We start from the raw sequence: 17790 nt of genomic DNA, 5'->3' as shown, positions 1-17790 counted from the left end.
GTTACTTCAATACAACTTCAAGATAACTTCAATAACTACTTCAATGCAACTTCAAACAAACTTCAATTTACTTCAAAATCACCATATTGGCGAAAACGTCAGACAAATAATAAAAGTCTTTATATTGATAAAATAAGCTAAAAGTTATAACATAATATACGTGTAACTGTCTAAAATATTGGGGTGGTTTTATTTCTGTTGTAGATGAAGTTGAGGCAAAAAAGAATATTACTTTGAAACAGCTTCAATATCTCCTTGATGGAAATGAGGCTGCTTACCTTAAAGAGCGGGCTCTGGCAGTACGGCGGGAGCATTATGGCAATGAGGTGTTTATTCGGGGATTGATTGAATTTACAAATTATTGCCGGAATAACTGTTATTATTGTGGTATTCGTCGTGATAACCAGAATGTTGACAGGTACCGTCTTTCAGAAGGGGAAATAATGGAGTGCTGCACAGAAGGATATGGCCTGGGCTTTCGTACTTTTGTACTACAGGGAGGCGAGGATGGATTTTTTACGGATGAGAAAATTTGCCGCATAGTATCATCCATAAAGGGCAGCTTTCCGGATTGTGCTGTCACCCTTTCTATAGGAGAAAAAAAGCGAGAGAGCTATAAGGCTTTCTTTGAGGCTGGGGCAGACAGATACCTTCTTCGCCATGAAACTGCCAATGATACCCATTACCAAAGGCTTCATCCATCTGAATTATCCTTGGCTAACCGCAAGGAATGTCTAAATAATCTTAAGGACATAGGCTATCAGGTGGGAGCAGGATTTATGGTGGGGTCCCCAGGCCAGACGACACAAACACTATATGATGATTTGCAGTTTCTAAGTGAACTAAATCCTCACATGGTGGGTATAGGTCCCTTTATTCCCCAGCATGATACCCCATTTGCTGCGGAGAAGACGGGAACGGTGGATATGACAGTAACCTTGTTGGCTGTTATAAGGCTATTGCTGCCACGGGTTTTATTGCCGGCAACTACAGCTTTGGGCACCATTGACCCTGTGGGACGGGAGAAGGGACTTATGGCGGGAGCCAATGTAGTAATGCCAAATCTTTCTCCAAAGCGGGTAAGAGAGAAATACGCTCTGTATGACAAGAAAATCTGCACCGGGGAAGAAGCGGCAGAGTGTATAGAGTGTCTAAAAAAAAGGGTAGATAAAATCGGTTGCAGTGTTGTGTGTGACCGGGGAGATTATAGGTGATTCAAATGTATGATATGAAATCTATGAAGGCTGAGGAGTTTATTTCCGATGAGGAAATTCAGGCAACTCTAAGGTATGCTGACGAAAACAAAGATAATATGGAGGTTCTTGATGCCATTATTGCCAAGGCAAAATTGGGGAAGGGCCTCAGCCATCGTGAGGCATCGGTGCTTTTGGCCTGTGACAATGAGGAAAAGCTCCAGGAGATCTATGATTTGGCAAGACAGATTAAGGAGGATTATTACGGTAACCGTATAGTTTTATTTGCTCCCTTATATTTGTCCAATTATTGTGTAAATGGCTGTCTTTATTGTCCATACCACGCAAAGAATAAACATATCAGCCGCAAGAAGCTGACTCAGGATGAAATACGTCGTGAGGTAATGGCTTTGCAGGACATGGGACATAAGCGCCTGGCCATTGAGCTTGGTGAGGATCCTGTAAATAATCCTATTGAATATGTACTGGAGTCTATTAATACCATTTACAATATCAAGCACAAAAATGGTGCTATACGCCGTGTTAATGTTAATATTGCGGCAACCACTGTGGAGAATTACAAAAAGCTCCATGATGCGGGAATTGGCACATATATACTTTTTCAGGAGACTTATAACAAAAAGTCTTATGAGGAGCTTCATCCAACGGGACCAAAGCATGATTACGCATATCATACTGAGGCCATGGACAGAGCCCAGGAGGGCGGAATTGATGATGTGGGCTTAGGTGTCCTCTTTGGGCTTGAGGGATATCGTTATGAATTTGCGGGACTTTTGATGCACGCAGAGCATTTGGAGGCAGTTCATGGTGTTGGGCCGCATACCATTAGTGTACCAAGGGTTAAGAAGGCAGATGACATTGATCCGGAAGCCTTTGATAACGGTATCAGTGATGAAATCTTTGAGAAGATTATTGCCCTCATTCGTGTGGCCGTACCTTATACGGGAATGATTATTTCCACCCGTGAAGGCAAGACTGTCCGTGAAAAAGCATTGGAGCTGGGGATTTCCCAGATAAGTGGTGGATCCCGTACCAGTGTTGGCGGTTATGTAGAGGAGGAGCCGGAGGATGATAACTCTGCTCAGTTTGATGTAAGTGACCGACGCACTCTGGATGAGGTGTTGAACTGGCTTATTACCCTTGGCTATGTGCCTAGCTTCTGCACTGCATGTTACCGGGAAGGACGTACTGGTGACCGTTTTATGTCCCTCTGCAAGAGCAAGCAGATATTGAATTGCTGTCATCCAAATGCCCTTATGACCTTAAAGGAGTATTTGGAGGATTATGCCAGTGAGGACACCAAGAAAAAGGGACTGGCAATGATTGAGTCGGAGCTGAAGAAAATTCCAAATGAAAAGGTTCGTCAGATTGCAGCCCAGCATTTAGCCGAAATAAGTGAAGGTAAGAGGGACTTTAGGTTTTAATATGGCAGAGTTAAATTCAACACCAAATGCCAATAGACTTCACATAGGAATCTTTGGTAGAACAAATAGCGGTAAATCTTCTTTGATAAATCTTCTGACGGGGCAAAAAACATCTATTGTGTCTGAGGTGGCAGGTACTACCACAGATCCGGTCTATAAGGCCATGGAAATAAGCCCTTTGGGAGCCTGTGTTATCATCGACACTCCGGGTATAGAGGATAATTCCTCTTTAGGAGCACAGCGTTTGGAGAAGACCAAGCTGGCCATGGAAAAGACGGACGTGGCAATTCTGGTTTTTGCGGCTAACTTTCACGGGGGGTTCGGGGAAGAATACAAGCTGCTGGAAACCTTCCAAAAGGAAAAAGTGCCTGTCCTATGTCTTGTTAATTCCTTTGGGAAGATTTTGGGGGAAGACAAGTTAAAGGATACAATATCCGAAAGGCTTCATGGTGACAGCAATGCACTTCTGGTGGCTGATTGTAGTGGAGCTGGTGGGGCCGATAATCGAAGCAACATCATAGGGGCCTTGTCCAAATTGATGCCAGAGGATTATGATGAAGAATTTATTACAGGTAGTCTGGTAAGGGAAGATGATCTTGTGCTGTTAGTAATGCCTCAGGATATTCAGGCTCCTAAACGACGCTTAATTCTTCCTCAGGTTCAGACTATAAGAGAGCTTCTTGACAGAAAATGTACTGTGGTTTCCACTACAACAGATAAGCTGGAAGTCACATTGTCCCGATTAAAGGAGGCACCTCAGCTAATTATTACTGATTCCCAGGCCTTTAAATACGTTTATGAGCATAAGCCAAAGAACAGCAGACTGACCTCTTTTTCCGTGCTCTTTGCAGCTTATAAAGGGGATTTAAAATATTATGTTGAGGGGGCTCGATTTATTGACAGCCTTAATGAAAAATCCCGAGTCCTGATTGCTGAGTGCTGTACCCATGCACCTCTTACTGAGGATATAGGCAGGGTGAAGATACCACGTCTCCTTCGCAAACGCTTTGGGGAAGGCTTGCAGGTGGACGTGGTCAGTGGTACGGATTTTCCGGATGACCTTACAAAATATGATTTGGTTATTCAGTGCGGGGGGTGTATGTTTAATCGTCGTTATATACTATCCAGAATTCAACGGGCCAAAGATATGAATGTGCCTATGACTAATTATGGTGTAGCTATTGCCCATTTGACGGGAATATTGGACAAAATTGTTATGTAAGGTAAAACACTTTCAACATATAAGGAACATTTTGGGTTAGTTCCTTTATTGTGTATAGTTAAATTTAATAATTCCATAAAAACTAAATATTTTTTTATTTATCGTTAAGTGGTAGAATAATAAATAGATATAATTGTGCGAATTTTGCGTCAATTGTGTACGTGTTTTTGTGGAGTAGACGTTAGGGGAGTATTTGTATGAGTAACAAGATGTCGCGGCGCAAATTTTTAAAGGTTGTGGCCGGCTCAGGCGTCCTGGGATTTGGGGTAATGGCTTCCGGCTGTAAGGGAAAGCCATCCGGGGGCGATGGTTGGGTGTCCAGTCAGTATGAGGGAAAAGGTAATTTCCCTGTAAATTTAAAGGGGCGCGTGGCCATCAGTGCAACCAATCCGTCCATTGAGCGTGATGACGAAAAATGCATTTTATGTGGTCAGTGCGTAGATGCCTGCAAAAATGTGATGGGTGTATATGGAAACTATCCATTGCCACTTAAGCAAGAGATTGCCTGCGTCGGCTGTGGTCAGTGCGTTATGCAGTGTCCATCCGGTGCAATTACGGAAAAGAGCCATGTGCGCAAGGTACTGGACGCTCTTGATGATGATACCAAGCACGTAGTAGTTCAGACTGCTCCAGCCACAAAGGTTTCCTTGGGTGAAGAATTCGGTATGCCACAGGGAACCAGTGTGGGCAAGAAGATGGCAGGCGCCTTAAAGGCAGCAGGCTTCGATTCAGTATTTGATACCTGTTTTGCTGCAGATTTGACCATTATGGAGGAGGCTTCTGAATTTGTGCATCGTCTCACCAAGAAAAAGGATGAGATACCGCATCTTACCTCCTGTTGTCCTGGATGGGTAAAATACTGTGAGTATTTCTATCCTGAATTAATGCACAATCTGTCCACCTGTAAGTCACCGCAAAATATGCTGGGGGCCACCATTAAGTCCTTCTATGCGGAGAAGATGGGCATTGATCCTTCAAATATTGTAAATGTTTCAATAATGCCATGTACTGCCAAGAAGTTTGAGGTGGGCCGTGAGGAGCTGGAGGTTGATGGCCAGCAGGATATGGATTATGTTCTCACTACCAGAGAGCTGGCAGTATTGTTGAAGCATAAGGGAATTGATTTAAATACTGTAGCTGAGGCGGAATATGATTCTGTTCTCGGTGAATCAACTGGTGCAGGCCGTATTTTCGGTGCCACCGGTGGTGTTACTGAGGCCGCAGTTCGTACAGCTTATTATTTGGCAACTGGTTCTAATCCACCAGCTGATTTGCTGGATTGGAAGCCTGTTCGTGGTATGCAATCTGTGAAGGAAGCCGTTGCCGGCATTCCGGGGGTAGGCACCGTTAATATTGCAGTATGTCATGGACTGGAAAATGCTCGTCAGCTCCTTGATGGCATCAAGACCGCGGGCAGCAGCAAGTGGCAGTTTATTGAGTTCATGGCTTGCCCAGGCGGTTGCATTGGTGGCGGTGGTCAGCCAAAATCCATGGATGCAGTGGAAGCCAAGAAAAAACGCATTGAGGCCATCTACAAGGAAGACACTGGGGCCACAAAGCGTTGTAGCCATGATAATGCAGAAATTCAGTCCATCTATAAGGACTTCTTCGGCAAGCCTCTCAGCGAAAAGGCAGAGAAATACTTGCATACAACCTTTGTCAATCGGCACGACCGGTTGTTTGATTGAGGAGGGGTGAGATAGATGGCTGTATTAGTAGATATTACCAAATGTATTGGTTGTGAAGGCTGTACTGTTGCCTGCAAGCGATATAACAATTTGAATTTCAAGGCAAAGCCAAGAAATGTAAAGGATGATGACAATGTGGAGCTGGATGACAATCGTTGGACTGTTATTCAGGAGTTCCACGGTGAAAAAAATGATAAGCTGAGATTCGTTAAGAAGCAGTGCCTCCATTGTAAGGAGCCTGCCTGTGCATCAGCTTGTTTCTCCAAGGCGATTCAGAAGGATGAAAAAACAGGAGCTGTTGTTTATTATCCGGATTTGTGCGTAGGTTGTCGTTATTGTCTGGTGGCTTGTCCATATTCTATTCCTAAGTACCAATGGAACGAGCAGTTCCCACAGGTATCAAAATGCCAGATGTGTTCGGAGCGGGTAAGCAAGGGGGATGCTCCTGCCTGTGTATCTGCTTGCACCACTGGTGCCCTTATGTCAGGGGATAGGGATGAGCTGCTTAAAAAGGCCCATGAGATTATCAATTCTGATAGTCGTTATATTAACCATGTATATGGTGAGCATGAGGTTGGTGGCGCCGAGTGGCTCTATATATCAGATGTTCCGTTTGAGGAATTGGGCTTCAAGGATGTCTCCAATGTACCTGTTACCAGCTATACCAAGAGCTATCTCTCCAAGGTTCCTGGCCTTGCCGCTTGCTGGGCATTGTTCCTGTCAGGAATCGCATTCTACAATTATCGTGTGGATAAGAACAGAAAGTCCCATGATGATGACGATCAGGATAAGGAGGGCTGAGCATGAAGGTATATAAATGTTTTAGAATTTTGGGCTGGGATTTCACTATAACTCCAGTCCGATTTGTACTAACAGGATTAGTAGCCTTAATGGTGGCCACAGTTGTCCTTAGGCTTCTGACAGGTTTCCAGTATGTAACCAACCTGACAGATGAGACTCCATGGGGCATGTGGATTGCCTTTGATGTAATGTGCGGCGTTGCCCTTGCTGGTGGTGGCTACTCCACAGCCCTGCTGGTAAGTATATTCCAGTACAAGGAATTCCACGTTGTGGCTCGCGGCGCCCTGCTTACATCATTGCTTGGCTACATCCTGGTTATGGCTGGTCTGTTCCTGGATATCGGTCAGTGGTTTAACTTTTGGCGGCCTTTTGTGTCCTGGGGCTATACATCGGTACTCTTTGAAGTATTTTGGTGTATTTCCATTTATACCACTGTTTTGAGTATTGAGTTCTTTGAGATTATTACTGAGCGAATACTCAGAAAGAAGCTGCATCGTTATATCGTGAAGATTTTGCCGGTTCTTGTAGTAATCGGTCTTATATTCCCAGTAATGCATCAGTCCTCCTTGGGTGGCCTGTTCCTGATTATGAAGGAGAGGATGTTCCCACTGTGGTGGAGTGAATTCCTGCCACTTTACTTCCTCTTATCTTCCTTCTTTATCGGTTCTGCCATGGTTACTATAGAAACCACATTGGCAAAGACAGCTTATGGCCATGAGATTCCACATAATATTATGTTAAAGCTGACCCGTGTAGGTGCTGGCATGATGTTTGTGTATCTCCTGCTGAAGCTCTACGATCTCTTTGAAAAGCATGAATGGAATTATGTATTCCAGGGTACTCTTCAGAGCAATATGTATTGCGTGGAAATGCTGTTTGGTATACTGATTCCTCTGGTGATAATTGTCAGTCCTCTCAGCAAGAAACGGGGCGGCCTTCTCACTTATGCTACTCTTACGGTATTTGGTGTAATTCTTAACCGCCTTAATTGTGTATTTACCTCCATGTATGAGTCCGGCTCTTACTTCCCAGGTATTGGCGAAATTATCGTAAGTGTTGGCCTTATTTCCTTGGGTGTTCTGATTTATTGCTTCTTGGTTGAGAACTTCAATATTATTGGTAATGAACGGGCTGTTCAGGTTAAAATTGACAAGGATAAGGATATTAAGAACCTTATTTGGGCTCTGCTTCGTACCAAGAGACGTTGATGGATGTAGCGTAATTTCATAATGTGACTTTTAGGGCTGTGCCAAAATTGATGAGATTTTGGCGCAGCTCTTTTAAGTGTGTCAAGTATGGGAGCGTGTTCAGTTGATTTGTCACTTGAGGTGCCAAAGTGGAACCTCAAGTCTAATGAATGAAAAAAATTAAGGAAAGAGTCTTGCTATAATATTTTAAGTGAATGGCGGATATGTTATACTTTTAAGGTAATCAACATTAGGAGCAGATTGACTGTAATGGATAAAGAGCAAAAAGCATTTATTTTTGATATGGACGGGGTTATCTACGATAGTGAGCCCATTCATGCCAAGGCCAAAAAGCAGGTGCTGGCTGAATGCGGTATAACTATTTCCGATGAGCGGCTGGCCACCTTTGTGGGACGCAGCAGCAGGGATTTTTATGGTACTATGGTGAAGGAAAATCCCCAGTGTCCTGTTTCATGGCAGGAGCTGGCCCGGCGCAAGCATGTGTTATATAAGAAAATGCTTGTGGAGGATGATTCTGTAAAGACTATGCCTGGTGTTAGGGAGCTTTTGGAGCGCATAAAGGCGGCAGGCTATATTATTGGCCTCGGCTCCTCATCTACCATGGAAATGATAGAGCTGGTGCTGGGCCGGTTTGGGCTGAAGGAATATTTTAGCGTGTTGGTCAGTGGTGATGAATTGCCACGGAGCAAACCAGATCCGTTGATTTTCCTTACGGTGGCAGAAAAGCTGGGGGTAAAACCAGAGAACTGCACTGTTATTGAGGATGCCTTTGCAGGGGTTACTGCAGCCAGAGCGGCGGGAATGCATTGTATTGGCTACTACAATCCTAATTCAGGAGCACAGGACTTATCTGGAGCAGACAGGATAGTAAAAAGCCACGATGATATAGTTGTGTAATACAAGCAGAGTTGAAAGGGGAGATTATAATGAGTTTACATATTGGTGCACAGGCTGGTGAAATCGCCAAAAGAGTATTGCTGCCTGGTGACCCTCTTCGTGCGAAGCATATTGCAGAGAATTTCCTGGAGGATGCCAAGTGCTATAATGAAATCCGTGGAGCCTTTGGTTACACCGGAACCTATAAGGGGGTTCCGGTATCTGTTCAAGGTACTGGTATGGGTATACCATCCATTTCTATTTACGTTACCGAGCTTATTAGGGAATATGGTGCAAGAAAACTGATTCGTGTAGGTACTTGCGGTGCCATGCATGAAAATATCAATCTTCGCGATATTGTAATTGCTCAGGGAACTACCACAGATTCCTCAATAATCCGTAATATTTTTGGACCTACGATTAATTTTGCCCCATTGGCGGATTATGAGTTGATGAGCAAGGCCATGGAGGTTGGTCAGTCACTTAAGATTCCAACTAAGGTGGGTAACATCGTCACTGTGGACCGTTTCTATGATGATGATATTGATAATGAAAAGCTGCGTCGCTATGGTATTTTGGCTGTAGAAATGGAAACTGCAGCATTGTATCTCCTTGCGGCAAAATATCGTGTCCAGAGCTTGGGCATCTTTACTGCATCTGACCATCTGCTGACCAAGGAGGCAGTCCCTGCAGAGGAGCGTCAGACTAATTTTAACGACATGATAAAAATCGCTTTGGAAACAATTATTCAGACCAAAATTTAATTACATAAGAAAAAACGCTATTATTGGCTGAGTCACAGTGGTGTGAATATCACAGCAGATAATAGCGTTTTTAAGTGTTAATTTTTTACAATTATGATTCATTCAGCAGCTTCAGAACGAAATCCTTTTGCACGAAGCCGATGTACTGGTTTACTACCTTGCCGTTTTTGAAGAAGTACAGGCTTGGAATGCTTACAATACCATATTGGGAGGAAAGATAGGATTCCTCATCTACGTTAATTTTGGCCACCTTTATGGAGCCTTCATTTTCATCGGCAATTTCTTTAAGGATAGGTGCCATCATTTTGCATGGGCCACACCATTCTGCCCAGAAATCCACAATAACCGGAATATCAGATTCCAGAACCTCCTGCTGAAAATTATCCTTGGTAACCTTTACCTCTGCCATATTTGTTTACCTCCTTTAGAGTTATGTACAAATTAAAATTTTTCTCACTATAGTTTTAATTTAAAGAAAAAATTCTTACTTGTAAAGTGTTTTGTGTTATTATAGTTATGATAAATATTAGGTATAATATACTATGAGATTATGAAAATAGAATGATTCATTAAGGAGTGATATACACATGAATGGTAAAGTGTTTGGTGTAGGCGTAGGCCCTGGGGATTCTGAGCTTTTGACAGTGAAGGCAGTTAATGCCATTAAAGGGGCAGATGTTGTCATTGCACCACGAACAGAGAAAAAGGAAGGCAGTGTAGCATTGGATATTGCCCGTTGCTATATTGGTGAAAATACAGAAATAGTATATCAGATTTATCCTATGGTTAAGGGGTTTTCTGAGGACACTTCTGCCTGGGAAAAAAATAAAGCAGAGATTATGGCCATGCTGGAGCAGGGAAAACAGGTTGTATTCCTGACCCTTGGTGATCCAATGTTCTACAGCACTTACATTTATGTATATAATCGTCTTAAGGAAGCAGGGGCCAATATTGAAACCATTCCTGGTATTCCTGCCTTCTGTGCTATTGCCAGCTATCTCGGCCGTTCCATTGTGGAGGGCGATGACATCTTGAGCATTATTCCAGCCACTGTTTCCGAGGATAAGCTGAAGAAGGCTTTGGCTACCTGTGATAACGCAGTTATTATGAAGGTGTACAAGAATTTCTCCCAGGTGGTCGATAATTTGGATGAAGCCTCTATGCTGAAGAATGCCACTCTGGTAAGTCGTTGCGGCCTTCCAGATGAGGAAATTATCACTGATGTGGCAGCCAGTAAGGACAAGAAGCTGAATTACCTGTCCACAATTCTTACAAAGCGAGATTAAAAGCGTAATAGGGCATCAAGAACTGTTGGGAATATTTCCCGGCAGTTCTTTTAATTTTTATATGGAGCGTTGGGACAGATGCCTTGAACAGTTTGGCACGATACGTTAAGAAATTTTAGTATCGTGACATTGTGAAAGGCACTGTCCCAACGCTCATTTATATATGGCAAAAAAGGAACAACTAAGGTATAATAATACGATGTGATTTTATAGCTTGAGTTGTTTTTTACATAGATTTGGAGGATGCAGTTATGGTTGAATTGTTGGCCCCGGCCGGCAGTAAGGAGGCCCTCATTGCAGCAATAGAAAGTGGTGCCAATGCCATTTACCTTGCTGGCAATATGTTTGGAGCCAGAGCCTATGCAGATAATTTTGACGAAGAAGGCATGCGGGAGGCTATCAGAATAGCCCATTTGCGCAATGTCCTTATTAATGTTACCGTTAATACCATTGTAGATGATCAGGAGCTGCCACAGCTGGCAGATTATCTTCGTTTTCTATATGAAGCTGGTGCAGACGCTATCTTGGTTCAGGATTTAGGCGTGGCCAAGCTGGCCCGGGAAATAGTACCAGATTTGCCACTTCATGCCAGCACCCAGATGACGGTGCATAATCTTGATGGCGTATTGGCCCTCCAGAAGCTGGGCTTTACCCGCGTGGTGCTTTCCCGTGAGGTTTCTCTGGAAGCCATTAAGCACATAATTGATAACTGTGATGTGGAAATAGAGGTATTTATCCACGGTGCTTTGTGCGTCTGCTATTCCGGCCAGTGCCTGATGAGCAGCATGATCGGTGGACGTTCCGGAAACCGGGGGCGCTGTGCCCAGCCTTGTCGTTTGCCATATACCTTGGTGGATGAGCATGACAACGATATGCTGAAGGATACTGCGGGAAAATATCTCCTCAGCCCAAGGGATATGAATGCTATTGATTTAATTCCTCAGCTTATTGATGCTGGTGTGGCCTCCCTTAAAATAGAGGGCCGTATGAAACGCCCGGAGTATGTAGGTATTGTGGTAAATAATTATCGTAAGGTTATTGACAGCCATTATGCCGGCAAGTTCCATGTAACGGATAAGGCGCGACACGATTTGGCTCAGGTATTTAATCGTGATTTTACTACGGCTTTTCTGGAAAAGAAGCAGGGCCGCAATATGATGAGTGACCGCCGTCCGAATAATCGTGGCATAATGCTGGGAAGGGTTATGGAATATGACAGTGCCACCGGTTTTGTAACCATGAAGCTGTCGGATAGCTTATCTGTTGGGGATCAAGTAGATTTTTGGGTTAAGGTGGGGGGACGTGTAACCGCCACCGTTAAGGAACTTAATATTGTAAAGAACGGCAAAAACCGCAATATGGTTCCCGTAGATCAGGCCCAGTCAGGATCTGTGGTGAGCTTCCCGGTGGAGTCCAGGGTATTTGAGCATGACAGAGCTTTTAAAGTGTATGATGCACCCCTTATGGAATGGGCCAAGGGCTTTTACAATACTGGTTCCCCAGTACGCAGGGTGCCGGTGGATGTGAGTGTCAGTGCTGCTGTGGGTGAGTCTCTTGTCATTTCCATGATAGATGGCGATGGACATAAAGGGGAAGGCAGGACAGAGTTTATTGGTCAGGAGGCCATTAAACGGCCATTAAGCGAGGAAACCATTCATAAGCAGGTGTCCCGTTTAGGTACTTCCATATTTGAGTTAAGAAATTTGGAATGTCACATTGAAGGCAATGTTATGGTTCCCATAAGCGAAATCAACGAGGCCAGAAGAAAAGCAGTGGAAATGCTGGAACGTCAAAGACTTTCCAAATATAAAAGAAAGCCTATTCCGAATAATGCTACGGCTTTAAACAAGCCGAAAACAAGGAAAAGGGTTCAGGCTGGCATTACTGCTGTGGTGGATACCATGGAGCTTTTGCAGTCCGCACTGTTTGCAGGTGCAGATTGGGTTGTATTTGGCGGTGAATCCTATCATCATGATGCTATTATACCTATGCAGTACGAAAAGGCTGTATATATGGCTCATAAAGCTGGGGCAAAGATTGCCTTTAATACCCCCAGAATTATAAGAAACCATGAATTACAGGGATTCCATACATGGCTAAGAACTGTGGCTTCCTATAAGCCAGATGCAATTAATGTACATAATATAGGCTCATTGGCGGCTGTAAGAGAGCTTACCGATATCCCGGTTCACGCAGATTATTCCTTGGTTTCTTACAACTTTAAGACATTACAGAACTTAGTGGAGCTGGGAGTTGAGGCTGTAACGCTTTCTCCTGAGCTTACGTTGGCTCAGGTGGAAAAGCTGGCCAAGGAAAGTGATATGCCTCTTTCATGTATAGTGGATGGTAACATGGAGCTGATGGTATCAGAATATTGTGCCACTGGCAGCTTCATTGGGGGGCTTCATGCAGGTCAGTGCAGTGCTCCATGTGTAAATAGCGGTAAGAAATTCTTTTTAAAGGATCGTAAGGATGTTAAGTTTCCTCTTGTGATGGATCAGTATTGCCATATGCACGTATTAAACGGCAATCGGCTCAGTATGCTGCCTCACGCCATGAAATTTGGTGCTATGGGTATCAGCCAGCTGAGAATAGAGGCACGTTACATGAGTGCTGCTCAGTTAAAGAAGACTATTGCCAATTACAAGAAGTATATGGCCTTTGATGGGGAGCTCAGCGACAGGGAAAAGGCTGCAGCGGAGGTCCTTGAGGGGGATAATATCACTCGAGGTCATTACTTTAGAGGTGTGGAGTAATATATTTTTTGAGGTTATAGATGGAACAGGATTCATTTAAAGTTTTAGAATATAAAAAAATATTGGAGCGTCTGCAAAATAAGGCGGGCTCTATTTTAGGCAAGGAACTGGCAGGAGGCTTGCAGCCTAGTAGCGATATAGACGAGGTCAAGGAAAGGCTGCGGGAGACTGCAGAGGCAGTTATGGTTTCTTCAATGGCTAATCCACCTTTGGGTGGTATCCGTGATATTCGTGAGCTGATGAAGAAAATTGGTATTGGTGCCATTATTGAAACCTCTGAAATCATGGATGTGCTCACTACCATGTACGCTATGCGGGGGGTAAAAAAATTCTTCAAGGAATTGGAGCTGGATGCCCCTATTCTCAAAAATTGGGCTCGTGGTCTGGAGATTCTGGGTGAATTGGAACGCAATTTGGAAAATACTGTGGATGAGCATGGTAATCTCCGTGATGATGCCAGTGTGGAATTAAAGCGTATTCGTCGCGAGGTGAAGATATCTCAGGCCCGTATCAAGGACCATTTGAATAACATTCTTCACTCTGCGGAGTACCAGAAATATTTTCAGGATGCCATTGTCACCATGCGCGGTGACCGTTATGTGGTACCTATAAAACAGGAATACCGTCAGTATTTTCCAGGTATTGTCCACGATCAGTCTGCCAGTGGTTCCACCGTATTTGTGGAGCCAATGGCCGTGGTTAATCTTAATAATGATATCAAGCAGCTGGTGGCAGCGGAAAAGCATGAGGTAGAACGTATCCTTAGAGATATTTCCAACCAGATTCGCCGTAAGGATGATATTCTTATGGAAAATTGTGATATTTTGACCTTTATCGATTTCACCTTTGCCAAGGCTGGTCTCGCCCGTGAAATGAAGGCTGTGGAGCCTGTTGTCAGTGAGGATGGAGCTACTTCCCTATTATCAGCCCGTCATCCACTTATTGACAGTGATAAGGTGGTGCCAATAGATATTTCCATTGGAGCTGATTACAATATGCTGCTGGTTACCGGTCCAAACACCGGTGGTAAAACCGTCAGCATGAAAACCCTTGGACTTTTGGTGCTTATGGCTCAGGCGGGACTGTTCCTTCCTGTGGAAAACGGTTCTCAGATTGCCGTGTATAATAATATTTACGCAGATATTGGTGACGAGCAGAGCATAGAGCAGAGCCTCAGTACCTTCTCTGCTCACATGACCCATTTGGTGGAAATCTTGGCCAAGGTGGAATCAGACGATCTCTTGCTTTTGGATGAGCTTGGAGCAGGCACTGACCCCGAGGAAGGTGCGGCTTTGGCCATGGCTATACTGGAACAGCTCCTGAATATTAAGGCTACTGTTATGGCTACTACACATTATTCCGAGCTGAAAACCTTTGCCTTTAGTCGTGATGGCATCGAAAATGCCTGCGTGGAATTTGATGTAAATACTCTTAGACCAACCTATAGATTGCTGACTGGTATTCCTGGGGCAAGTAATGCCTTTGCCATCAGCCGTCGCCTGGGACTTAGCGAGGCATTGGTTATTAGGGCAAAGCAGCTGATACAGGCAGATCATGCCCAGTTTGAGAAGGTTATTAATCAGCTGGAAAAAGAAAAGATGATGTATGAGCAGATGAATGCCGATATCGAGGCCAAGCTCCAGAGAGCCCAGAAGATGGAGGCCAAGGCTGAGGCCATGCGTACGGAGCTGTCCCAGAAAAAGGCCGATATTATCCGCAAGGCCAAGGATGAAGGCTCTGCCCTGGTTCGTCGTGCCCGTAGGGAATCTGAGGAAATCATTAAGCAGCTGAAGGAGCAGTTTAATGATATGGGCATCCAGAAGCGCCAGCAGGCTATTCAGGATGCCAGAAACAAGTTAAATGAGGAAGCAGGCCGTGTCCGCCCGGGTATTGTTTCTGCCAAGGCATTTAGAAAGCCTGTTGATTTAAAAACCATCGAGGTCGGGGATATAATTTATGTTACCAAGCTGGACCAGAAGGGCACAGTTCTGGGGGTTCATGGCAAAGAATTGGAAATTCAGCTGGGGGCTATGAAGACCACCATGAAGGCTTCTGCCTGCAAATTTGTTGAAAAGGGTAAAAAGGAACAACCAGCAACTTTAACCGGCAGAAAATCCAAGGGAGGCAGCAGCTTTATATCCAAAACCCAGGAGGCCCATCGTGATATTGATATTCGCGGCATGATGGTGGATGAAGCCGAGGTCGTTTTAGGCAAGTTCATCGATGACTCCATTATGGCGGGACTGTCTCAGGTGCTTATCATTCACGGTAAGGGGACAGGTGCCCTTAGAAAGGGTGTACACGAGTATTTGAAGCATCATAGAAATGTGGCAGGCTTCAATTTTGCAGACATGAGCGAAGGTGGTACCGGTGCAACATTGGTAACTCTTAAATAAACTTAGCTAAATCGCAACATTTATGGTAAAATGTTAGCGTATATGTGTATAAGGAGGTCTATCATGGAAAAACGTACAGGTGCGGCTCAGCAGCGGGCTCGACAGGCGAAGAAGCCTCAGAAGTCCTCTGGCGGTAGCACTGCAAGTCGAATCCTGATAATTTTTGCTTCAATAATGGTTGTAATGATTATTGGTGTTGGATGCGGATTTCTTACAGCCACATTGAATACAAAGGCTGACCTTGCTGATGTGAGGCCGCCGGCATCTTCACAGATTTATGACATAAATGGTAATGAGATTGCCAATGTACATGCTGATGAAAATCGGGTTCCGGTTAAGATGAATCAGATTCCCGAAAATCTGAAAAATGCCTTCGTAGCTGTTGAGGATGCCAGATTTTATGAGCATTCTGGTGTTGACCCTCGTGGTATTTTGCGTGCCATGTGGTCTAATATTACTTCCAAGGGCGTAGCGGAAGGTGGCTCCACTATTACTCAGCAACTGGCTAAAAATGCTTATCTGACACAGGACCGTACATTTAAGCGTAAGATACAGGAGATGTTCCTGGCCATTCAGCTTGAGCATCAGTATACCAAGGAGGAAATCCTCGAGCTTTATCTGAATCAGATTTACTTTGGTAACGGTGCTTATGGCGTACAGGCAGCATCCAAGACATATTTTGGCAAAAATGTGGAGGAGCTGGACCTTAGTGAATGTGCTATGTTGGCTGGTATTCCAAAGAGTCCTAACTATTATTCACCGACTAATAATTTGCAGGCGGCTCAGCAGCGTAAGGCTACTGTGCTTGATCAGATGGCCAAATATGGCTATATCAGTTCTTCTACTGCAAACAAAACAAAGAACGAGGAGCTGCGTCTGGTTAAGGCTTCCTCCAAGGCAGGAGGCGAGGCTTCCTACTTTATTGATTATGTGACCCAGACCATGATTGAAAAATATGGTGCTGATGCTGTATATAAGGAAGGCCTGAAGATTTATACCACCTTGGACATCGATATGCAGAAGGCTGCTGAGGAAGCTATGAAGAATCTTCCTGATATGTCCGAAAGCAACGGTATTAAGCAGCCACAGGGGGCCCTGGTGGCCATTGATCCACACACAGGCTATATTAAAGCCATGGTGGGCGGACGTGGTACTGACCAGTTTAATCGTGCTGTTTTGGCGGAAAGACAGCCTGGTTCTGCCTTTAAGCCTTTTGTTTTTGCGGCAGCCTTGGAGTCTGATTTTACTCCGTCAACCATTATTGAGGATAAGCCACTTGATATTAATGGCTGGTCACCTCAGAATTACAGCCGTGAATTTAATGGTAAGGTTTCCCTGCGTTACGTTGCAGAGCAGTCTTTAAATGTTCCAACTGTTCGCGTGGCACAGGAGGTTGGGATTGATAAGGTTATTTATTTGGGCAAGGAAATGGGAATTTCCACCTTCGTAACTGAGGGTCCTCAGAATGATGGTAATCTGTCAACTTCCCTTGGTGGTCTTACCCGTGGTGTAACTCCTTTGGAGCTTACCAGTGCTTACTGTACATTTGCCAATGACGGCGTTCATGTAAAGCATACAGCTATCATCAAGGTCCTTGACCGCAATGGCAAGGTGCTGGAGGAGGATAGAACCGAAAGCAAGCAGGTCCTCAAGAAAGCTACAGCCAATGATTTGACCAGTATGCTGATGGGAGTTGTGGTCCGTGGTACTGGTACCGCAGCGCAGATTGACCGCCCCGCAGCCGGAAAGACTGGTACTACTAGTGATTACCACGATGCGTGGTTTGTGGGCTATGTTCCGGATTTGGTAGTAGGCGTTTGGGTTGGTACTGATGATAACCAGCGCATGGGCACCATGACAGGTGGTACCACTCCTGCGGTAATTTGGAAGGCCTTTATGACCAAGGCTATGGCAGGAATGCCAGTCAAGAAGTTTGATGGTGCTGTTCTTACCAGTGTGGAAGCCCCTGTAAAGGATGATACCAAGGAGAAGGAAACTAAGGACAAGGATAAAAAAGGTACAGAAAAGAAGGGCGCTGAAAAGCCAGCCAATACTGAAAGTACCAAGCCTAAGCCTAGCCCTGCCCCATCCCCATCCCGTACTCCTGCACCTTCCCCAACTGCACCTGCCGGGAAAACGGCAAATTAAAATCTAA

The 17790-nt window shown here is 44.5% G+C and carries 13 protein-coding genes; 12 read left to right on the top strand and 1 reads right to left on the bottom strand.

The features are described 5' to 3' along the window. Positions 1-191 precede the first annotated feature (191 nt). The 8 genes from hydE (at position 192) to deoD (ending at position 9197) form a co-directional block, all read left to right on the top strand. Complete coding sequence (gene hydE / locus B6K08_RS02700; protein ID WP_080325300.1) at positions 192-1214, top strand: [FeFe] hydrogenase H-cluster radical SAM maturase HydE; 1023 nt, start codon at positions 192-194, stop codon at positions 1212-1214. A 5-nt stretch (positions 1215-1219) separates the two neighbouring features. Then, positions 1220-2638, top strand: coding sequence for a [FeFe] hydrogenase H-cluster radical SAM maturase HydG (hydG, locus tag B6K08_RS02695; RefSeq protein ID WP_080325351.1), 1419 nt, complete (start codon positions 1220-1222; stop codon positions 2636-2638). 1 nt (position 2639) lies between these two features. Continuing rightward, positions 2640-3860, top strand: coding sequence for a [FeFe] hydrogenase H-cluster maturation GTPase HydF (gene hydF / locus B6K08_RS02690; RefSeq protein ID WP_080325299.1), 1221 nt, complete (start codon positions 2640-2642; stop codon positions 3858-3860). A 197-nt stretch (positions 3861-4057) separates the two neighbouring features. After that, on the top strand, positions 4058-5548 hold the full coding sequence (locus B6K08_RS02685) for a [FeFe] hydrogenase, group A (RefSeq protein WP_080325298.1): 1491 nt from the start codon (positions 4058-4060) through the stop codon (positions 5546-5548). Between the two features lie 15 nt (positions 5549-5563). Beyond that, a complete protein-coding gene (locus B6K08_RS02680) occupies positions 5564-6349 on the top strand; it encodes a 4Fe-4S dicluster domain-containing protein (protein ID WP_080325297.1) in 786 nt (261 codons plus the stop codon). Between the two features lie 2 nt (positions 6350-6351). Beyond that, positions 6352-7557: an NrfD/PsrC family molybdoenzyme membrane anchor subunit gene (gene nrfD / locus B6K08_RS02675; RefSeq protein ID WP_039205937.1), complete on the top strand. Its 1206-nt coding sequence runs from the start codon at positions 6352-6354 to the stop codon at positions 7555-7557. Positions 7558-7806: 249 nt separating this feature from the next. Further along, the gene (locus tag B6K08_RS02670; protein WP_080325296.1) at positions 7807-8454 is read left to right on the top strand and encodes an HAD family hydrolase; all 648 of its coding nucleotides are present in this window, start codon (positions 7807-7809) and stop codon (positions 8452-8454) included. Positions 8455-8480: 26 nt separating this feature from the next. Then, positions 8481-9197 (top strand): purine-nucleoside phosphorylase, encoded by a 717-nt coding sequence (deoD, locus tag B6K08_RS02665; RefSeq protein ID WP_027396350.1) that lies wholly within the window; start codon positions 8481-8483, stop codon positions 9195-9197. A 91-nt stretch (positions 9198-9288) separates the two neighbouring features. Here the strand turns inward: deoD and trxA are convergent, their stop codons facing one another. Then, positions 9289-9606 (bottom strand): thioredoxin, encoded by a 318-nt coding sequence (trxA, locus tag B6K08_RS02660; protein ID WP_027396351.1) that lies wholly within the window; start codon positions 9604-9606, stop codon positions 9289-9291. 178 nt (positions 9607-9784) lie between these two features. Between trxA and cobI the strand changes: the two genes are divergently transcribed. From cobI to B6K08_RS02640, 4 genes are all read left to right on the top strand, one after another. Then, positions 9785-10483, top strand: a complete 699-nt coding sequence (gene cobI, locus B6K08_RS02655) for a precorrin-2 C(20)-methyltransferase (protein WP_080325295.1) — start codon at positions 9785-9787, stop codon at positions 10481-10483. 251 nt (positions 10484-10734) lie between these two features. Continuing rightward, the gene (locus B6K08_RS02650) at positions 10735-13239 is read left to right on the top strand and encodes a U32 family peptidase (RefSeq protein ID WP_080325294.1); all 2505 of its coding nucleotides are present in this window, start codon (positions 10735-10737) and stop codon (positions 13237-13239) included. 20 nt (positions 13240-13259) lie between these two features. Further along, positions 13260-15635, top strand: coding sequence for an endonuclease MutS2 (locus B6K08_RS02645; protein WP_080325293.1), 2376 nt, complete (start codon positions 13260-13262; stop codon positions 15633-15635). A gap of 63 nt (positions 15636-15698) precedes the next feature. Further along, positions 15699-17783 (top strand): transglycosylase domain-containing protein, encoded by a 2085-nt coding sequence (locus B6K08_RS02640; RefSeq protein ID WP_080325292.1) that lies wholly within the window; start codon positions 15699-15701, stop codon positions 17781-17783. The last annotated feature ends 7 nt before the right edge of the window (positions 17784-17790 follow it).

It is taken from the genome of Anaerovibrio lipolyticus DSM 3074 (assembly GCF_900141865.1).
In the GTDB taxonomy this organism is placed as follows: Bacteria; Bacillota; Negativicutes; order Selenomonadales; family Selenomonadaceae; genus Anaerovibrio; species Anaerovibrio lipolyticus.
This window is presented reverse-complemented; position numbering and strand designations above follow the sequence as displayed.